Origin of the sequence: Methylobacterium hispanicum, assembly GCF_022179285.1 — a bacterium.
GTDB lineage: Bacteria > Pseudomonadota > Alphaproteobacteria > Rhizobiales > Beijerinckiaceae > Methylobacterium > Methylobacterium hispanicum.
The window spans coordinates 152,141-169,269 of record NZ_BPQO01000010.1; the positions used below are offsets into that span (position 1 = coordinate 152,141).

Annotated in this window: 17 protein-coding genes; 11 read left to right on the forward strand and 6 right to left on the reverse strand. The window is 74.0% G+C overall.

What is annotated here, in order from left to right; genetic code table 11:
* Window positions 1–39 precede the first annotated feature (39 nt).
* The 4 genes from MFF56_RS13740 (at window position 40) to MFF56_RS13755 (ending at window position 3,493) form a co-directional block, all read left to right on the forward strand.
* Window positions 40–378: a hypothetical protein gene (locus tag MFF56_RS13740; RefSeq protein WP_066923507.1), complete on the forward strand. Its 339-nt coding sequence runs from the start codon at window positions 40–42 to the stop codon at window positions 376–378.
* Between the two features lie 76 nt (window positions 379–454).
* Entirely contained in the window at window positions 455–1,414 is a 960-nt protein-coding gene (locus tag MFF56_RS13745) for an aldo/keto reductase (protein WP_066923504.1), read from the forward strand.
* The gene (locus MFF56_RS13750; RefSeq protein WP_066923501.1) at window positions 1,404–2,126 is read left to right on the forward strand and encodes an NADPH-dependent F420 reductase; all 723 of its coding nucleotides are present in this window, start codon (window positions 1,404–1,406) and stop codon (window positions 2,124–2,126) included. The genes MFF56_RS13745 and MFF56_RS13750 overlap by 11 nt, the downstream gene beginning before the upstream one ends.
* Before the next feature lie 47 nt (window positions 2,127–2,173).
* Window positions 2,174–3,493 carry an NTP/NDP exchange transporter gene (locus MFF56_RS13755; RefSeq protein ID WP_197430611.1) on the forward strand — a complete coding sequence of 440 codons (1,320 nt, stop codon included), beginning with the start codon at window positions 2,174–2,176 and terminating at the stop codon, window positions 3,491–3,493.
* A gap of 314 nt (window positions 3,494–3,807) precedes the next feature.
* Here MFF56_RS13755 and fliP read toward each other — a convergent pair whose 3' ends face one another.
* The 3 genes from fliP to MFF56_RS13770 all read right to left on the reverse strand — a co-directional run bounded on the left by fliP (window position 3,808) and on the right by MFF56_RS13770 (window position 6,220).
* Complete coding sequence (gene fliP, locus MFF56_RS13760) at window positions 3,808–4,605, reverse strand: flagellar type III secretion system pore protein FliP (protein WP_066927461.1); 798 nt, start codon at window positions 4,603–4,605, stop codon at window positions 3,808–3,810.
* Window positions 4,602–5,654, reverse strand: a complete 1,053-nt coding sequence (locus MFF56_RS13765; protein ID WP_066927463.1) for a flippase-like domain-containing protein — start codon at window positions 5,652–5,654, stop codon at window positions 4,602–4,604. Before MFF56_RS13765 ends, fliP begins: the two co-directional genes overlap by 4 nt.
* Before the next feature lie 68 nt (window positions 5,655–5,722).
* Entirely contained in the window at window positions 5,723–6,220 is a 498-nt protein-coding gene (locus tag MFF56_RS13770) for a hypothetical protein (RefSeq protein WP_238230135.1), read from the reverse strand.
* 244 nt (window positions 6,221–6,464) lie between these two features.
* Between MFF56_RS13770 and MFF56_RS13775 the strand changes: the two genes are divergently transcribed.
* Window positions 6,465–7,772 (forward strand): KpsE/RkpR family capsule polysaccharide export protein, encoded by a 1,308-nt coding sequence (locus MFF56_RS13775; protein WP_066920804.1) that lies wholly within the window; start codon window positions 6,465–6,467, stop codon window positions 7,770–7,772.
* Between the two features lie 42 nt (window positions 7,773–7,814).
* On the opposite strand, the gene MFF56_RS13780 is transcribed toward MFF56_RS13775, so the two are convergent.
* Window positions 7,815–8,678, reverse strand: coding sequence for a substrate-binding periplasmic protein (locus MFF56_RS13780; protein WP_373324070.1), 864 nt, complete (start codon window positions 8,676–8,678; stop codon window positions 7,815–7,817).
* 5 nt (window positions 8,679–8,683) lie between these two features.
* A complete protein-coding gene (gene pedF, locus MFF56_RS13785; RefSeq protein ID WP_066918594.1) occupies window positions 8,684–9,112 on the reverse strand; it encodes a cytochrome c-550 PedF in 429 nt (142 codons plus the stop codon).
* Between the two features lie 265 nt (window positions 9,113–9,377).
* On the opposite strand from pedF, the gene pedA1 reads away from it, so the two are divergent.
* The 4 genes from pedA1 to MFF56_RS13805 are packed head-to-tail and all read left to right on the forward strand — an operon-like array spanning window position 9,378 to window position 14,675.
* The gene (gene pedA1, locus MFF56_RS13790; protein WP_156453477.1) at window positions 9,378–10,613 is read left to right on the forward strand and encodes a lanthanide ABC transporter ABC transporter substrate-binding protein PedA1; all 1,236 of its coding nucleotides are present in this window, start codon (window positions 9,378–9,380) and stop codon (window positions 10,611–10,613) included.
* Window positions 10,610–11,614 carry a YVTN family beta-propeller repeat protein gene (locus MFF56_RS13795; protein ID WP_066918590.1) on the forward strand — a complete coding sequence of 335 codons (1,005 nt, stop codon included), beginning with the start codon at window positions 10,610–10,612 and terminating at the stop codon, window positions 11,612–11,614. Before pedA1 ends, MFF56_RS13795 begins: the two co-directional genes overlap by 4 nt.
* Window positions 11,611–13,698: a 4Fe-4S binding protein gene (locus tag MFF56_RS13800; protein ID WP_238230136.1), complete on the forward strand. Its 2,088-nt coding sequence runs from the start codon at window positions 11,611–11,613 to the stop codon at window positions 13,696–13,698. Before MFF56_RS13795 ends, MFF56_RS13800 begins: the two co-directional genes overlap by 4 nt.
* Window positions 13,695–14,675: an FAD:protein FMN transferase gene (locus MFF56_RS13805; protein ID WP_066918358.1), complete on the forward strand. Its 981-nt coding sequence runs from the start codon at window positions 13,695–13,697 to the stop codon at window positions 14,673–14,675. Before MFF56_RS13800 ends, MFF56_RS13805 begins: the two co-directional genes overlap by 4 nt.
* A 14-nt stretch (window positions 14,676–14,689) precedes the next feature.
* Here MFF56_RS13805 and MFF56_RS13810 read toward each other — a convergent pair whose 3' ends face one another.
* Window positions 14,690–15,067, reverse strand: coding sequence for a 4a-hydroxytetrahydrobiopterin dehydratase (locus MFF56_RS13810; protein ID WP_066918350.1), 378 nt, complete (start codon window positions 15,065–15,067; stop codon window positions 14,690–14,692).
* A 236-nt stretch (window positions 15,068–15,303) separates the two neighbouring features.
* Between MFF56_RS13810 and MFF56_RS13815 the strand changes: the two genes are divergently transcribed.
* Together MFF56_RS13815 and MFF56_RS13820 are read left to right on the forward strand one after the other, a co-directional pair.
* Window positions 15,304–16,296, forward strand: coding sequence for an ABC transporter substrate-binding protein (locus MFF56_RS13815; RefSeq protein ID WP_066918352.1), 993 nt, complete (start codon window positions 15,304–15,306; stop codon window positions 16,294–16,296).
* 94 nt (window positions 16,297–16,390) lie between these two features.
* Complete coding sequence (locus MFF56_RS13820; protein WP_066918354.1) at window positions 16,391–17,128, forward strand: ABC transporter permease; 738 nt, start codon at window positions 16,391–16,393, stop codon at window positions 17,126–17,128.
* Window position 17,129 lies beyond the last annotated feature (1 nt).

Here is a 17,129-nt window from a genome sequence, read left to right on the forward strand (position 1 = left end):
CCTGTAGGCCCGGGCGGCATCGTTGCCGGAGGCCCCCCGATGAAGCAGCGCGACGCCATCATCGCCTGGACCCCCGCCCGCTGGGCCGAGCTGCGGCCCGAGACCGCGGGCCAGGTCGCGGTGCTGCCCCTGTCGGAGGCGGCAGGCGCGGCCAAGCGCTACATGATGCGCGCGGGCGCCAGCTCCTCGGCCCTGCAGGCGATGTCCGAGGAGGCCCGCATCGCCCGCCTGTTCATCGACTTCCAGACGCTGGTGGTGCGCGACGGGCTCGATCCGCAGGCGGTGCACCGGGCCTTCCTGGCCATCGACGAGTACCGCTTCCGCATCGCCCCGGACACGGAGGGCGCGGAGTTCGAGGACCCGCCCGAGGAGGATTGAGCGGCGCGCCTCCCCTTCGCCCCGGACGGACACGCCCTAGTTGAGCCGGGCCGAAGCCTGATCCGGGAGGCCCGCGATGAGACCCGAGACGCCCCGTCCCCTCTCCCGCCGCGCGCTGCTGGCCGCCGGCGCCCTGGCGCCGCTGCTCGCACCGGCCCTGGCCGCGTCTCCGGCCCGCGCGGCCGGGGACGCCCGGGATGCCGAGGGCGCCCTGATCCGCCGGCCGATCCCGAAGAGCGGCGAGACGCTGCCGGCGATGGGCATCGGCACCTCGCGCCGCTACGAGGTCGAGCCCACCCCCGACAAGGTGGCGCCGCTCGAGGCGGCGGTGCGCCGCTTCGTCGAACTCGGGGGCTCGGTGATCGACACCGCCCCGAGCTACGGCACCGCCGAGGACGTGCTGGGGAGGATCTTCGCCAAGGGCGACCTGCGCGAGAAGGTGTTCCTGGCGAGCAAGGTCAGCGCCTCCGGCGCCGAGGGCGGCCGGGCCGAGATCCAGCGCTCGTTCGAGCGGATGGGCGTCGACGTGATCGACCTGATCGCGGTCCACAACCTCATCGACACCGGGACCAACCTCGCCACCCTGCGCGACCTGAAGGCGCGGAGGAAGATCCGCTACGTCGGCGTCACGGTCTGGCGCGACGGGCAGTTCGACGGGCTCGAACCGGTGCTCAGGACCGAGCCCCTCGACTTCGTGCAGGTGAACTACGCGGTCGACAACCGGGCGGCGGCCGAGCGGGTGCTGCCGCTCGCCGCCGACAAGGGCGTCGCCGTGATGGTCAACGTGCCGTTCGGGCGCGACCGGCTGTTCAAGGCGGTGCAGGGCAAGCCGGTGCCGGACTTCGCCAGGGCCTTCGGCTGCGAGACCTGGCCGCAATTCTTCCTGAAATACGTCCTCGGCCACCCGGCCGTGACCTGCCCGATCCCCGGCATGGCGAAGGTGTCCTACGTCGAGGACAACTGCGCCGCCGCCCGCGGGCGCCTGCCGGACGCCGCCGAGCGTCGCCAGATGGAGGCCTTCATCGATGCGCTCTGACCGCACCCGCCGCGCCGCGCTGGCTCTCGGCCTCGCGCTGGCCCTCGCCGGCCCCGCCGCGGCCGAGCCCGGGAAGACGGCCGACCACATCAAGATCGCCGTGATCGGCGGCGGCAACATCGGCGGCACGATCGGCCCGCTCTGGGCCCGGGCCGGGCACGCGGTGACGTTCGCCTCGCGCCATCCGGAAGCGCTGAAGCCGCTCGCCGAATCCGTGGGCGCCCGCACCGGCACGCCCGAGGAGGCGGTGGCCGCCAGCGACGTCGTGTTCCTGGCCGTGCCCTACCGGGCCTATCCGGATCTCGCCAGGAGCATCGGCCCGGCGCTGAAGGGCAAGGTGGTGCTGGACGCCGGCAACGCCACCAAGGCGCGCGACGGCGAGCTCTACGACGCGGTCCAGGCCGAGGGCATCGGCGCGACCTCGGCGAAGTTCTTCCCCGGGGCCCGGCTCGTGCGCGCCTTCAACGCGGCGAACTACCGGGTCTTCGCCAAGAACGCGGCGGGGCGCGAAGGAGGGCGGATGGCGATCCCGATCGCGGGCGACGACCCGGCGGCGCTGAAGGTCGCCGAGGGGCTGGTGCGCGACGCGGGCTTCGAGCCGGTGGTGGTGGGCGGCCTCGCCGACGCCTCCAAGTTCGCGATGGGCTCGCCCGGCTTCGGCCACGACCTCACCGCGCCGGACTTGCGCACGAAGCTCGGGCTGGCGCGGTGAGCCCCGCGCACTCTCCCTCCCCCGCAGAGGGGAGAGGGAGGGCGCCCGTGTCCGACGCCCGCCCCGTCCTCGCCCGCCTGATCGACGTCCGCCCCGGCGAGGGAAGGGTGCTGGCCTGGGCCTGGGCCTACATCTTCGCGATCCTGGCCGCCTACTACGTGCTGCGGCCGATCCGCGACCAGATGGGGGTGGCCGGCGGGATCGAGAACCTGCCCTGGCTGTTCACCGCCACGCTGGTCGGCATGCTGGCGCTCAACCTGCCCTTCGCGTGGCTGGTCAAGCGCCTGCCCCGCGCCCGCTTCGTGCCGCTGACCTACCGGTTCTTCGCCAGCCACATCCTGCTCTTCGCGCTCTTCCTCTACGGGGCGCCCCCGGACTGGGACGTCTGGATCGGGCGGGTGTTCTTCGTCTGGCTGTCGATCTTCAACCTGTTCGTGGTCTCGATCTTCTGGGCGACGATCGTGGATGTGTTCTCGACGCGCCAGGGCAAGCGCCTGTTCGGCTTCATCGCTGCGGGCGCCACGCTCGGCGCCATCGCGGGCTCCAGCCTGACCGCCGGCCTCGCCCGCACGGTGCCGACCTGGGGCCTGATGCTCGGGGCCGTGGCGCTGCTGGAGGTCGCCGTGTTCGCCATGCGCGGGCTCGCCCGCCACGCCGAGGGGCTGCACCGCCTCCCGTCCGAGGCGGCGGCGCGGGCCGCGCCGATCGGCGGCAGCGTCTTCGCGGGGATCACCCGGACGCTGGCCTCGCCCTACCTCCTGAACATCGGCCTGTTCCTGCTCCTGTTCTCGATCACCTCGACGGTCCTGTATTTCGAGCAGGCGGGCATCGCCAAGCGCAGCTTCCCCGACCGCGCCGCGCAGACGGCCTTCTTCGCGAGCGTCGATCTCGCGGTGAACGTGCTGACGCTCGGCGTGCAGCTCTTCCTCACGGGGCGGATCACCCGGGCGATCGGCGTCGGGCCGACGCTCGCGATCCTGCCGGCCTTGAGCGTGCTGGGCTTCGCGGCGCTCGCGGTCTCGCCCACCATCGCGGCGATCGTGGCCTTCCAGGTGCTGCGGCGCGCCGGCAACTTCGCGATCAGCCGGCCGGTGCGCGAGGTGCTGTTCACGGTGGTGCCGCGCGAGGACCGCTACAAGGCCAAGAGCTTCATCGACACGGTGGTCTACCGCCTGGGCGACCAAGTGGGCGCGTGGTCCTACGCGGGGATCGGGGCGCTCGGCCTCGGGGCGACGGCGGCGGCGGTGGTGTCGGTCCCGCTCTCGGCCGCCTGGCTCGCCAACAGCCTCTGGCTCGGCCGCGAGCAGGTCCGGCGCGCGCGCGCGGACGAGGAGGCGACGCCGGACGGGCACGGGGCGGGGATCTGAAACCGTTTCCGGTTCATCGGTTCGGTTTGAGGCATCGTCCCAGGACGAAGCGCGGGTCCCCTCTCCCATAGGGAGAGGTCTGCTTTCGCAGAAAGCCGGGTGAGGGGTATGAGGCTTCCAGGTAGGGCTCGACCTGAACGCGCGTCGATGGCGTGCTCCGTCCTGTGAGGTCATACCCCTCACCCCAACCCTCTCCCTATGGGAGAGGGGGTGCGGCGCGGTTCACCGCGCGCGGCCGAACCGGTCGACCGGGGGCCGTATGAAACCGCCTCCGGATGGCGGCCCCAGCGCTGCCTCGGGCGCCGCCCCGCGCCCTAGCCCCCGTAGCTCTGCACCAGCGAGCCCGCCACCAGCCCCCAGCCGTCGACCAGCACGAAGAAGATCAGCTTGAACGGCAAGGCGACGCTCGCCGGCGGCACCATCATCATGCCCACCGCCATCAGCACCGAGGCCACCACGAGGTCGATGATCAGGAAGGGGATGAACAGCAGGAAGCCGATCTCGAAGGCCCGGCGCAGCTCCGAGATCATGAAGGCGGGCGTGACGATCTCCAGCCCGACCTGCTCCGGCCCGGCGGGGACCGGCGCCTTGGCGATGTCGAGGAAGAGCTTCAGGTCCTTCTCGCGCACGTTCTTGAGCATGAAGGTCTTGAACGGGGCGGACGCCCGCTCGAAGGCCTGTCCCTGCGTGATCTGGCCGGCGATCAGCGGCTCGATCCCGGCGCGGTAGGCCTCGCGGCCGGTCGGCGCCATCACGAAGGCGGTGAGGAAGAGCGCGAGGCTGATGATCACCGCGGTCGGCGGCGCGGTCTGGGTGCCGAGCGCCGAGCGCAGCAGCGAGAGCACCACCACGATCCGGGTGAAGGCGGTGGCCATCACCAGCACGGAGGGCGCCAGCGCCAGCACCGTGATGAGCGCGACGAGCTGCAGCGCCCGCTCGGTGACGCCGCCGGAGCCGAGATCGACCGTCACGCTCTGCGCCGCGGCGGGCGCGACGCCCAGACCGGCCAGGAGACCGGCCAGGAGAACGGCCAGGAGACCGGCCGGGAGAAGGCCGGCCAGGAGTGGGACGGCGCTCCGGCCGAGGGGCGACACACCTGTCTTCCGGGTCATGCGCGTCCGTCCGCCCCCGGCGGCCGCACGCTCGCGCGCCGCGCCTCGATGTTCTGCCAGACGAGCAGCGCGGGCAGGCCCAGCGCCACGTCCGGCACCCGCTTGGCGAGCGAGAGCGCGATCGCCGTGTGCGCGTCGATGCCGAACAGGGCGCAGACCACCACGAAGCCGCCCTCCTGCACCCCGAGCCCGCTCGGCACCGGGAAGGCCGCCGACTTGATCGCCTGGCTCAGCGCCTCGATCACCACCACCTCGGCGAGGCTCGCCTCGACGCCGATGCAGGCGAGCGCGATCCAGATCTCGGCCGCGCCCAGCGTCCAGGCCGCGAGGTGCAGCGCGACCGCCTCGGCGAGCCGGCCCCGGCGTCCGCCGTGCCAGACCGCGTCGAGGGCGGCCTGCACGGTGCTGCGCCCCTCCCGGCGCGGCTCGGCCTCGCGCACGAAGCGGCGGGAGAGGGCGGCGATCCGCTCCTCGATGACGCGCGCCGCGCCCGTGCGCTGCACGGCGAAGAAGGCGGCGAGCACCAGCGCCGCGACGGAGAGCGCCCTGAGCATCCAGCGGGCGAGGTCGGCGGCCGCCTCCCCCTCCATGCGCGAGAGCAGCGCGGCGCCGATCCCGGCGAAGAGCGCCTGGGTGCCGACCTGGATCAGCATGTCGGCGAGAATCGAGGCGGCGGCGAGCGCGCCCGCCACGCCCCAGAAGGTGAGGAGGCGCCCGCCCAGCACGTCGCCGCCGATCGAGGCCACGGGCAGGAGCACGTTGATGCCCTCGCGCACGTAGCGCAGCACCACGAAGGGGCCGATGCCCGGGGTGCCCAGGCCGTCGAGGATGCGCGCCCAGGCGAGCCCGCACAGGAACACGATGAGCGCCCGCACCAGCACGATGCCGACGAGCCCCAGGACCCCGATGCGCGCGAAGGCGGCCCCGATCGCCGCGAGGTCGTTCGTCGCCACGAGCCAGGCGGCGAGCCCCAGGCCCGCGAGCGTGCCGATGAGCGGCAGGCGGCGCAGCAGGGCCCGGCCGAGCCCCTGTCGGGCGGCGGCGGTCACGGCGCGCTCCGGTGGGGCCGGTCAGGGCGGCCCGTCTGTCTCGGGGAGGCGGTCACGGCGGCGCTCGCTCACGCGGGGGCGCCGCGATCCGTCGCGGACGCGTCCCCCGGAGGCGCGCCTAGCGTCGCATTGGGGCCGAAATCGGGGCCGAAATCGGGGCCGGCCACCGGGAAGGCGCCCGCCTTCCGCGGATCGACCAGAAGCACCCGCCCGGCCGCCACGCTGGCGCCGGTGGCGATGGCCAGCATCCGCTTGGGGCAGGGCCCGAGGCAGCCGCTCTCGACGATCCGGGGCTTGCGCCCCTTCCGGCCCGTCCCCGCCCGCGCCGCGCGGCGGCCCGCCTCGTAACCCGCCTCGTAACCCGCTCTGGCGAGCGCCCGCGCCTGCCGCTTCGTGAGGCCCTGGCGCCGGGCGCATTTGCGGCAGACCAGCACCACCTCGGCGAACTTCGCCTTCGCGGTCCGGACCTTCGCGGCCGAGACTTCGACGGCGGGGACTTCGACGGCAGGAACTTCGACGGCAGGAATTTCGGCGGCGGGGATCTGGCCCGATCGGGTCTCGCTCATCGCGCGGGGGTACAGCGCACCGGCCGCGGAGCGCAACGGCCACGTCGCCGCCCCCGGCCTCCCCCGGCCGCCCCCGGCCGGCCGCGTGGTCAGCCCCGGGCAGGCCGCGCGCCTTAAAAAGGGCCGAAAAGCGCAGGACTTCCCGGAGCGGACGATCGCGGCGGCGCGCATCCGCGGCGGCCCCGTCCGCACGTGGCCCCATCCGCGCCGGACCATCGCGGCGGCACCAGGACACATCACCCGCATGAGCGTCGACGAGGTCAAGCAGGGCGAGCGGATCCGCGGGCTCGTGGATTTCGCGCAGCGCTCGCTGACGGAGCTGCGCCGCGGCGCGGAGACGATCGAGCCGATCCCCACGAAGCGCGGCCGCGCCCTGGTGCAGCAGGCGCGCGCACGCCTCGCCTGGACGCGCCTGCCCGGCCTCAGGCCGCCGGACACCCGCCCCGTCAGCTACACCCGCATGCTGCTCTGGCGCTTCGGCCTGTTCGTGGCGCTGCCGACCGCGGTGGTCGGCCTCTACCTCTTCGTCTTCGCCTCGAACCAGTACATCGCCGAGGCGAAGTTCGCGGTGCGCGGCAACGTCGAGCCGATGGAGCACTCGAACCTCGGCGAGTTCAGCGCGCTGATCCAGAAGCACAACAGCCAGGACAGCTACATCGTCCGCGACTTCATCCGCAGCCAGACGCTGGTCTCGGCGCTGGAGAAGAGCGTCGGCCTGTCGAAGATCTTCTCGCGCGGCGAGGCCGACTTCTGGGCCCGCTACAGCGACCCGCAGCCGGTCGAGGTGCTGACCAAGTACTGGCGCCGGCAGGTCGAGGCGCATATCGACGCGATCTCGGGCGTGATCCAGCTCACGGTGCGGACCTTCACGCCGCAGGACTCGCTCACCATCGCGCAGGAGGTCATCACCCGCGCCGAGCGCCTGATCAACGAGATCTCGAGCCGGGCCCAGGCCGACATGCTGGTCCAGTCCCAGAAGGACGCCGACGTGGCGCAGGCCCGGCTGCGCGAGGCGCATCTCGCCCTCCAGCGCTTCCGCAACAGCTGGGGCATCATCGACCCGGTGAAGGCCGCGGAATCGACGATGACGACGATGCTCACGCTGCGCCGCGACAAGATCAAGGCCGAGAACGACCTCCAGGTGCTGCGCGCCTCGAACCTCGACGAGAAGTCGCGCTCGATCCAGGTGCTGGTGGCCAACGTGGCGGCCATCGACCAGCAGATGCGCGACCTCCAGGGCCAGCTCACCCGCGACGTCGGCCAGTCCGGCTCGCCCACCATGGCCAACGCGCTCTTGGAATACGAGGGCCTGATGGTGGAGCGCACCATCGCCGAGAAGCTGCACGAATCGGCCAGCAACCTGCTCGACCGCGCCCGGGTTTCGGCGGGCAAGCAGCACATCTTCCTGGCGGTGATCGAGCAGCCGGCGCTGCCGACCGACAGCCTCTACCCGCACCGGGGCCGCGCCCTGTTCGTGACCTTCTTCTGCTGCGTGCTGGTGTTCTGCTCGTTCTCGCTGATCCTCAGCGGCATCCGCGACCAGCGGGTCTGAGGCGCGCTCCCCCTGCGGGGGGGGGGGAGGGGCGGGCCCGCCTCAGAAGCCGCTCGGCGGGCTGTCCGTGACGCCGTGGCGGGCGCAGATCGCCCGGAGGCCGCCGCCCTCGATGAGGGCCGCCAGCGCGTCGCCGACCGCGTAGGCGAGGTCGCGCGAATCGGTGCGCACCGCCCCGCCGAGGTCCCAGCGCGACTTCACGAGGCCGCCGAGCGCGATCTCGGTGAGCGCGACGTCGTCGCGGCCCGCCTGTCCCGCGGCGAACAGCGCGCCCTCGATGCCCGCCCGGGTGCCGGCCAGGATCGGCGCCTCGCCGCCCAGGAAGGCGCGGGCCGCCTCCTCCTGGTTGCGGAAGTGCTTCAGGTTCGGGCGGTAGCGCCCGCCCTCGGCGGTGAGCAGCTGCATGTCGGAGGCGCTCGCGCCCTCGACGGCGACCGCGTGCGCGCCGATGTCGGCGAAGCTCTCGAACCCCTCCAGCACCCCGCGCCGCCACGCGAAGGCGAGGCGCTGGGCGAAGTAGGGCCGCACCAGGAAGACCTGCTCGTTGCGCAGCGCCAGCATCTTGTCGTTGGGCACGTGCAGCATCAGGTCGGCGAGCGGGCTCCCCGCGAGGTCGCCGCGCCAGAGGTTGAGGCGGAAATCGCCGTCCACGTTCTCGCCCGCATCGACGAGGCGGAGATCCAGCCCGACCTTCAGCGCGCCGGCCACCGCCTCGGCGACCTCGACGTCGATGCCGACCGGCTTGCCCCCGCGCAGCTCCGAGAAGGGCGCGTTCTCGGCGTAGAGCGCGACGCGCAGCGTGCCGGACGACGCGACGTCGTCGAGCGGCCGGGCGGAGGCTGGCGGGGAGGCGGGGAGGGCGGCGAGGCCGCCGAGCCCCGCCAGCAGCGCGCGTCGCGTGAGCACGATCCCTACTCTTCGTGCTTGGCTTCGATGTAGGTCCGGATCGCCCACATGGCTTCCTGCGAGAGGATGCCGTCGAAGGCCGGCATCTTGGTCACGCCGTTGATCACGGCCCCGTGCTTCATGCGCTCGACGAAGTACTCGTCGCCCTCCTTGCCGACCGGCAGGTAGCGCAGGTCGGGGGCCAGCCCGCCGGAGATCAGCTGCAGGCCGTGGCAGCGGGCGCAGTTCTGGTTGTAGCCGGAATCGCCGACCGCGACCGCCTTCTGGTTGCCCCGGTAGGGGTTCTCGGCCTTCCACTCGGAGCCCAGCGCCTCGAGCCCGGCGGTGTCGACGGGCTGGGGCTGCACGTCGCCGTGAGCGAGCGCGCCGAGCACGAGGCCGCCGAGCGCGAGGCCGAGCAGGGCGCCGCCCGTCAGCCGGAGCCGTCTGGTCATCACCGTTTCCTCCGAAAACACCTTCATCCGCGCGCTCCTCTGCCCGGGGCGAGCGGCCCCGGCCGGCGCGCGGCGTCTTGGCGGGAGAGAGACCCGCATCAGGGAAAAACGGTAGCAAGCCCGGGCGGGGCGCCCCATTGTGCTTTGGTACGACGCGCGCCACCCCGCTCGGACTGCCGCGTCTCGGACCTTGGTCCAATACCGGGCGGTGCGGGCCCGCCTATGCTCGGTCCCGAGGACAGGGATGGAAACGAGCCGGGGCAGGATGCCGACACGCTCCGATCTCGCCGGGGGCGGACGGGCGCGCGTGGCCGCGGCGCTGGCGCTGGCCGCGCTGCTCGGGCCGGCGCACGCCGCGCCCGAAGGGGGCGCGCCGACACAGGCGCGGCAGCCGACGCCGCTGGCGATCCACTACATCGAGCGCCGGGTCGAGCGACCGAAACCCCTCAACAACGAGCCCCCGGTGCCGGACGACGAGGGCCGCGCCGGGGCGCAGCTCGGCCTCGCCGACGGCAACGCCACCGGCCGCTTCGTCGGCCTGCGCTTCAGCCTGAGGACCAGCGTGGTCGAGCCGGGGGCCGACCTGCGCGCGGCCCTCACGGAGGGGGAGGGCGCCCGCTTCCTCGTGGTCAACGCGCCGGCCGCCGACCTGCTGGCGCTCGCCGACATGCCCGAGACCCGCGACGCGGTGATCCTCAACGTCGGCGCGCCGGACGTCGCCTTGCGCGACCGCGACTGCCGGGCGCGGCTGCTGCACGTGCTGCCGTCGCGCGACATGCTGGCCGACGCGCTGGTGCAGCTCCTCGCCCACAAGCGCTGGACCCGGATCCTGCTGGTGCAGGGGCCGGGCGCCGGGGACGCGGCCTATGCCGAGGCCCTGCGCCGCAGCGCCCGCAAGTTCGGGGCGCGGATCGTGGCCGAATCCAGCTTCGACGCCCGCGGCGCGGACCTGCGCGATTCGGCGCTTCGCGAGTTCGCCCTCGTCACCCGCGGCCCCGAGCACGACGTGGTGGCGGTGGCCGACGAGGCCGGGGAGTTCGGGCCGAACCTCGTCTACAACACGGCCTCGCCCCGGCCCGTCGTCGGCACGCAGGGGCTCTCACCCGCCGCCTGGGGGCGCCCGGTCGAGGCCTGGGCCGCCGTGCAGCTGCAGGCGCGCTTCGCCAAGCTGGCGCAGCGCCCGATGGGCCCGGTCGACTGGGCCGGCTGGATGGCGGTGCACGCGGTGACGGAGGCCGCGACGCAGCTCAAGTCCGCCGACCCGGAGGCGGTGCGCCGGCTGCTCCTGTCGGACAGGTTCGAGGTCGGCGGCTTCAAGGGCCGGGCCCTGAGCTTCCGCGCCTGGAACGGGCAGTTGCGCCAGCCGGTCTTCGTGCTCTGGCCCGGCGCCGTGGTGGCGGCCGCCCCGGTCGAGGGCTTCCTGCACCGGCGCACCGAACTCGACACGCTCGGGCTCGACGCGCCCGAGAGCGCCTGCCGCGCCTTCGGAGGCTCCCGATGATCCGCCCCGCCCTGCTCGTCCTCGCCCTCCTCGCCGGCCCGGCGCGCGCCGAGGAGATCTTCGTCTCGAACGAGCGCGACAACACCGTCTCGGTGATCGACAGCCGCGACTGGAGCGTCGCCCGCACCTTCCCGGTCGGCCGGCGCCCGCGCGGCCTCACCTTCTCGCCGGACGGGCGCCGGCTCTACGTCTGCGCGAGCGATTCGGACGCCGTGCAGGTGATCGACCCCGACACCGGCCGCCTCCTGCACGACCTGCCCTCGGGCGAGGACCCGGAGCAGTTCGCGCTGGCGCCGGACGGGCGCACCCTGTTCATCGCCAACGAGAACAACGCCACCACGACGGTGGTCGATGCCGAGGCGCGCCGGGTGCTCGCCCAGATCGACGTCGGCATCGAGCCCGAGGGCATGGCGGTGAGCCCGGACGGGGCGCTCGCGGTGACGACCTCCGAGACCACCAACATGGTGCACTGGATCGACGCGCGGACGCTCCAGGCGATCGACGCCACGCCCGTCGGCCAGCGCCCGCGCCACGCGGAGTTCACCCGGGACGGCCGGACGCTCTGGGTCTCCTCCGAGATCGGCGGCACGGTCTCGGTGATCGACGTGGCGACCCGGCAGGTGGTCGAGACGATCGCGTTCGAGATCAAGGGCATCTCGGCCGACCGCATCCAGCCGGTCGGCATCGCGCTCACGGAGGACGGCGCCACCGCCTTCGTGGCGCTCGGGCCCTCCGACCGGGTCGCGGCGATCGACACGCGCACCCGCACGGTCACGGCCTACATCCTGGTCGGGCGCCGGGTCTGGCACGTGGCGATGCTGCCGGGCGGGCGGGAACTCGTCACCACCAACGGCGTCTCGGGCGACGTCACGGTGATCGACGCCGCCGCGCTCAAGGCCGTGCGCAGCGTGAAGGTCGGGCGCTATCCCTGGGGGGCGGCGGTGCGGCCCGCACCGGGCGCCGCGCGCCCCGAGGGGCGCGCGGCCGGGGGCGGGGAGTGAGGGCGTCCGCGGCGACCATCCTCGCCCTCCTCCTCACCCTCCTCACCCCCGCCCGCGCCGGCAGCCTCGACCGCGCCGGCATCGAGCGCCACTTCCCAGCCCCGCTCGTCGTCGGCGAGCGCGACGACAAGCTCCCCGTCTGGCCGATCCTGAAGCAGGAGGCCGGGGCCTACGAACTCTTCGCCTACGCCTTCGAGTCGATCGACTTCGCGGCGATCCCGGGCTTCGGCGGCGTCGCTCCCAACCTCCTGATCGCGCTGGCGCCCGACGGCACCTTCCGGGACGCGCGGGTGCTCGCCCACCACGAGCCGGTCTTCCTCGAGGGGCTGGGCTCCGAGCCGCTCTTCGCCTTCGTCGAGCAATATGTCGGGCTCTCGGCCCGGCGGGCGATCCGGGTCGGGCGGCCGAACGCGCGGGCGGGCGGCGCCCCGCCCCAGACCACGGTCGACGGCATCAGCATGGCCACCGCCTCGACCCGGGTGATCAACGAGACGATGCTCTCGGCCGCGCTCGCGGTCGCCCGGGCCAAGCTCGGCTTCGGCGCCGGCGCGGTCGGCCTGAAGGTCGAGCCGCGGCCCGAGGCCGAGGCGCTCGACGTCGCGGAGCTGGAGCGCCGCGGCTGGCTCCTGCGCTTCACCCTGTCCCAGGAGGCGGCCGACCGGGCCTTCGCGGGCACCGGGCTGGAGGATGCCGATCCGGGCCGAGGGGCTCCGTCCGAGCCCTTCGCCGACCTCAGGATCGCCTATCTCAACGTGCCGACGATCGGCCGCGCGGTTCTGGGGGAGGCGGCCTACGGGCGGCTGATGCGGGAGCTCGCGGGCGACCACGCCGTGCTGGTGGCGAGCGCCGGCCGCTGGAGCCCGATCCCGGACGACTTCGTGCTCGGCTCGATCCCCGAAGCCTTGAGCGTGCAGCAGGGCGGCCTCGCGCTCGCCGCCCGGGACATGGCCTGGGAACGGCGCGACCTCGCCCCCGGCTTGCCGCCCGGTCCCTGGACGCTGCTCCGCATCGGCGAGGCGGCGGGCTTCGACCCCTCCGCCCCCTGGACGCTCGCCCTGAAGCTCACCCGCCAGCGCGGCCAGATCTTTCCCGAGACGGTCACCCGCGAGGTCGGCGCCCAGTACCGCCTGCCGCCGGACCTGTTCGTGCGGCAGGCGCCCGATACCGGCCCGCACTGGAGCGACGGCTGGCGGGCGCGGGCGCCGGAGCTCGCGATCATCGCGGCGGCGCTCGCGCTCCTCGTGCCGGTCCTGGCGCGCCAGCGCGGCCTCGTGGCCCGGGCCCGGCCCTTCGGGCGCTTCCGGCTGGCCTATCTCGCCTTCACCCTGGGCTTCGTCGGCTGGTACGCGCAGGCGCAGCTCTCGGTGGTGACGCTGGCCGGGCTGGCGCGCGCCGCCGCGGGCCGGGGCGACCTCACCTTCCTGCTCTACGACCCGCCCTCGCTGCTGCTCTGGGGCTTCGTGCTCGCCACGCTCCTCGTCTGGGGGCGGGGCACCTTCTGCGGCTGGCTCTGCCCGTTCGGGGCCCTGCAGGAACTGGCCGCGCGGCTGGCCGCCCCCTTGCGCATCCGCCAGATCGCCGTGCCGCCGCGCCTCGACCGGCACTTGCGGAACCTGAAATACGCGGTGCTGGCCGCGATCCTGGCGACGGCCGCCGCGGGCTCCCCGGCGACCGACGCCCTCGCGGAGGTCGAGCCCTTCAAGACGGCCATCACCCTGTACTTCTGGCGCAGCCTCCCCTTCGTGCTCTACGGGGCCGGGCTGATCGTCCTCAACCTCTTCGTCTACAAGGGCTTCTGCCGCTACCTCTGCCCGCTCGGCGCGGGCCTGGCCGTGCTCGGGCGGCTGCGCCTGCTCGACTGGATCCCGCGCCGGCCGGAATGCGGCAGCCCCTGCCAGCTCTGCCGGGTGCGCTGCCGCTACGGCGCGATCGATGCGCGGGGACGGATCGACTACCCCGAGTGCTTCCAGTGCATGGATTGCGTCACCATCGTGCACGACCCGGGACAGTGCGTGCCGCAGGTCCTGGCGCGGCGCCGCCGGCCGGCCGCCGCCGCTCCCACCAAGCGCGCGGAGGTCGCGTGAGCCCACGTTCGCCCCTCGCCCGCCGACGCCTGCTGATCGGCGGCCTCGGCGGTCTGGCGGCGCTCGCCGCCGGGCCCGCGGCCCTGCGGGCGATGGCCCGGACCCGAGGCCTGCGCACGGCCACGCGGGCCGGGCTCGCCTTCGGCACGACCGTCTCGCTCACCCTGGTCCACGCCGAGGCCGCCGCGATCGAGGCGGGGTTTCGCGCGGGCTTCGCGGCGATCCGCGCGGTCGAGGCGGCCGGCAGCCTGTACCGGCCGGACAGCGCGCTCGCCCGGCTCAACCGGGACGGGCTCCTCGCCGAGCCCGACCCGCTGCTCGCCGAGATGCTGGGCTTCGCCCTCGACCTCGCGGCGGCGAGCGGGGGCGCCTTCGATCCCACCGTGCAACCCCTCTGGACCCTCTGGGCGGCGGCCGCCGCGCGGGGCGAGCGTCCCGGCGCGGCCGCGCTCGCGGACACCCTCGGGCGCGTCGGCTGGCGCGCCGTGGCCCGGTCCGAGGCGGAGATCCGGCTGCGGCCCGGCAGCGCGCTCACCCTCAACGGCCTGCTGCAGGGCTACGCCGCCGACCGCGTGATGGGCGCGCTCGGGGCCTGCGGCATCGCGCACGCCTTCGTGGATACCGGCGAGTTCGGGGCGCGGGGGGCGCACGCGGACGGCGCGCCCTGGCGGCTCGGGCTGGCGGGGCCGCGCCGGGGCGACCCGCTCGCGGGGGTGATCGCGCCCTTCACGGGCTTCGCGGCGACCTCGGGGGACGACGCCACCGCCTTCTCGGCGGACCGGCGCGACCACCACATCTTCGATCCCGCCACCGGCACCTCGCCGCCCGCGCTCTCGGCCGTGACGGTGACGGCCCCGAGCGGGCTCCTGGCCGACGCCCTCTCCACGGCGGCCTTCGTGCTGGGCGAGGCGGCGGGCGCGGCGCTCGTGGCGCGCTACCCGGGCTGCGCGGCGCGGTTCACGCCCAAGGTGGCGTGAGCCGCGCCCCTACTCTACTTGTCGTACTTGACGTAGGCGAAGCGCGGGTCGGTCGGTGTGCCCTCCAGCGGGCCGCCCTCGGCGCCGGGCTGCCAGCCCACCACCTCCTCGATCTTGGCGGCCAACGCGAAGTCCTTGTCGGTGATGCCCTTGGCGGCGTGGTTCATCAGCCGCACCTCGACCCAGGCGTAGGAGGCGGTGAGGTCCGGATGGTGCCACGCGGCCTCGGCGAGGTGGCCCACCGTGTTGATCACCATGAGCGTGCTCTTCCAGCCCGCCGTCTTGTAGGTGCGCCGGATCCAGCCGTCCTCGTAGCGCCAGGCCGGCAGCTCGGCCTTCAGCCGCGCCTCGATCGTGGCCTCGTCCAGGGCTCCCTCGCGCCGCTCGCTCATCGTCCGCTCCTCCGCCTCGTTTCCGAGAGCGTGCCGCGGGCGGGAGGCGCGCGCAAGGCGGGGTGCGGGGGTGCGGCGCAGGCGCCCGCCTCCGTCCCGACCGGCCCGTTGCCGATGGACGCGGTGGGGCGAGCACCCTATGACTTTTTGGCAATGGCACCGGGTCCCGCCCGCGCGCGAAGCTCGCGGGCGGGACCCGGCCTCGAAGAAGCGCGAACACCCAGGGAGACGACGCCATGCTGTCACGGCGCGGATTGCTCGCCGCCGCGGCGCTCGCGGCCCTGGCCGCGCGGCCCGTCCCGTCCGCCCGGGCGAGCACGCCGACGTTCCGGCTGGGCAGCCTGCCCTTCGGCACGGTCGCCTGGGAGGCGGCGGTGATCAAGGCCCGCGGCCTCGACACGGCCAACGGCTTCAGCCTCGAGGTGGTCAAGCTCGCCGGCAACGACGCGGCGCGCATCGCCTTCATGGGCGGCCAGGTCGATGCCATCGTGGGCGACCTGCTCTGGGCGGCCCGCCTCGGCAACGAGGGCCGGGCGATCCGCTTCATCCCCTACTCGACCACCGAGGGCGCCGTGATGGTGCCGGAGGCGAGCCCCATCCGCGGCCTGAAGGATCTCGCTGGCAAGCGGCTGGGCGTGGCGGGCGGCCCCCTCGACAAGAACTGGCTGCTGCTCAAGGCCCAGGCCCGGGACGCCGCCGGGCTCGACCTCGAATCGGGGGCTGACCTCGCCTACGGCGCGCCGCCGCTGATCACCCTGAAGCTGGAGCAGGGCGCGCTCGACGCCGCGCTCACCTACTGGACCTACTGCGCCCGGCTGGAGGCCAAGGGCTTCCGCCGGGTGATCGGGGCCGACGACATCATGCGGGCCTTCGGGGCGACGGGCTCCGTCGCGCTGATCGGCTACCTCGTGGACGGCGCCGCCGTCGAGGGGAAGCCCGAGCTGGTGGCGGGCTTCGCCCGCGCCTCGCGCGCCGCCAAGGACATGCTGGCCTCCGACCCCGCGACCTGGGAGATCGTCCGCCCGCTGATGACGGCGGAGGACGAGGCCACCTTCGCGGCGCTGAAGCGCGAGTTCCTCGCCGGCATCCCGCGGCGCCCCATCGCGGAGGAGCGCGCGGACGGGGAGCGGCTCTACGCGGTGCTGCAGCGGCTCGGCGGCGAGCGCGTCGTCGGGAGCGGGGCGAGCCTGCCCGCGCGGCTCTACTTCGACGGGGCCCGGAATGGCTGAGCGGCGGATCCGGCAGACGGCCCGGCAGGCGGCCCGGCGGGCGGGGCGCTCCCGCGCATGACGCGCCCGTGATCTCGTCCGCGACGCCTGCCGCATGACGCTCCTCGCGCGCCTCGTCTCGGTGCTGGTGCTGCTCGGCGCCTGGCAGGCGGCCGCCGCGCAGGCCGGCTCGCGCCTGTTGCCGGCCCCGCTGGCGGTCGCCGAGTTCATCGCCCAGGAGGCGGCGCGCGGCGACCTGTTCCACAATGTCGGCGTCACGCTGCTGCGCGTCGCGATCTCCTTCGCGCTCGCCATGGGCCTCGGCGTGCTCCTCGGCGTCGCGCTCGGGCGGATCCGGGCGCTCGACGCGGTGCTCGACACGCCGCTGCTCGCGCTCCTCAACACGCCCGCCCTCGTCATCACGGTGCTGGCCTACATCTGGGTCGGATTGACCGAGAGCGCCGCGATCCTGGCGGTGGTGCTCAACAAGCTGCCGAACGTCGCGGTGATCCTGCGCGAGGGCGCGCGCGAGCTCGACGCGGGGCTCGAGGAGATGGCCCGCACCTACCGGTTCGACCGCCGCACCTGGATCCGGCACGTGCTGGTGCCCCAGCTCCAGCCCTACGTGGTGGCCGCCGCCCGCTCCGGGCTCTCGCTCGCCTGGAAGATCGTGCTGGTGATCGAGCTGCTCGGGCGCCCGGACGGGGTCGGCTTCGCGATCAACTTCTACTTCGTGCAGAGCACCAACGTCGCGGCGATCCTCGGCTACAGCATCGTCTTCATGAGCGTGATGATCGCGATCGACATCCTCGTCCTGCAGCGGATCCAGGCCCATGTCCGCCGGAGGCGATAGA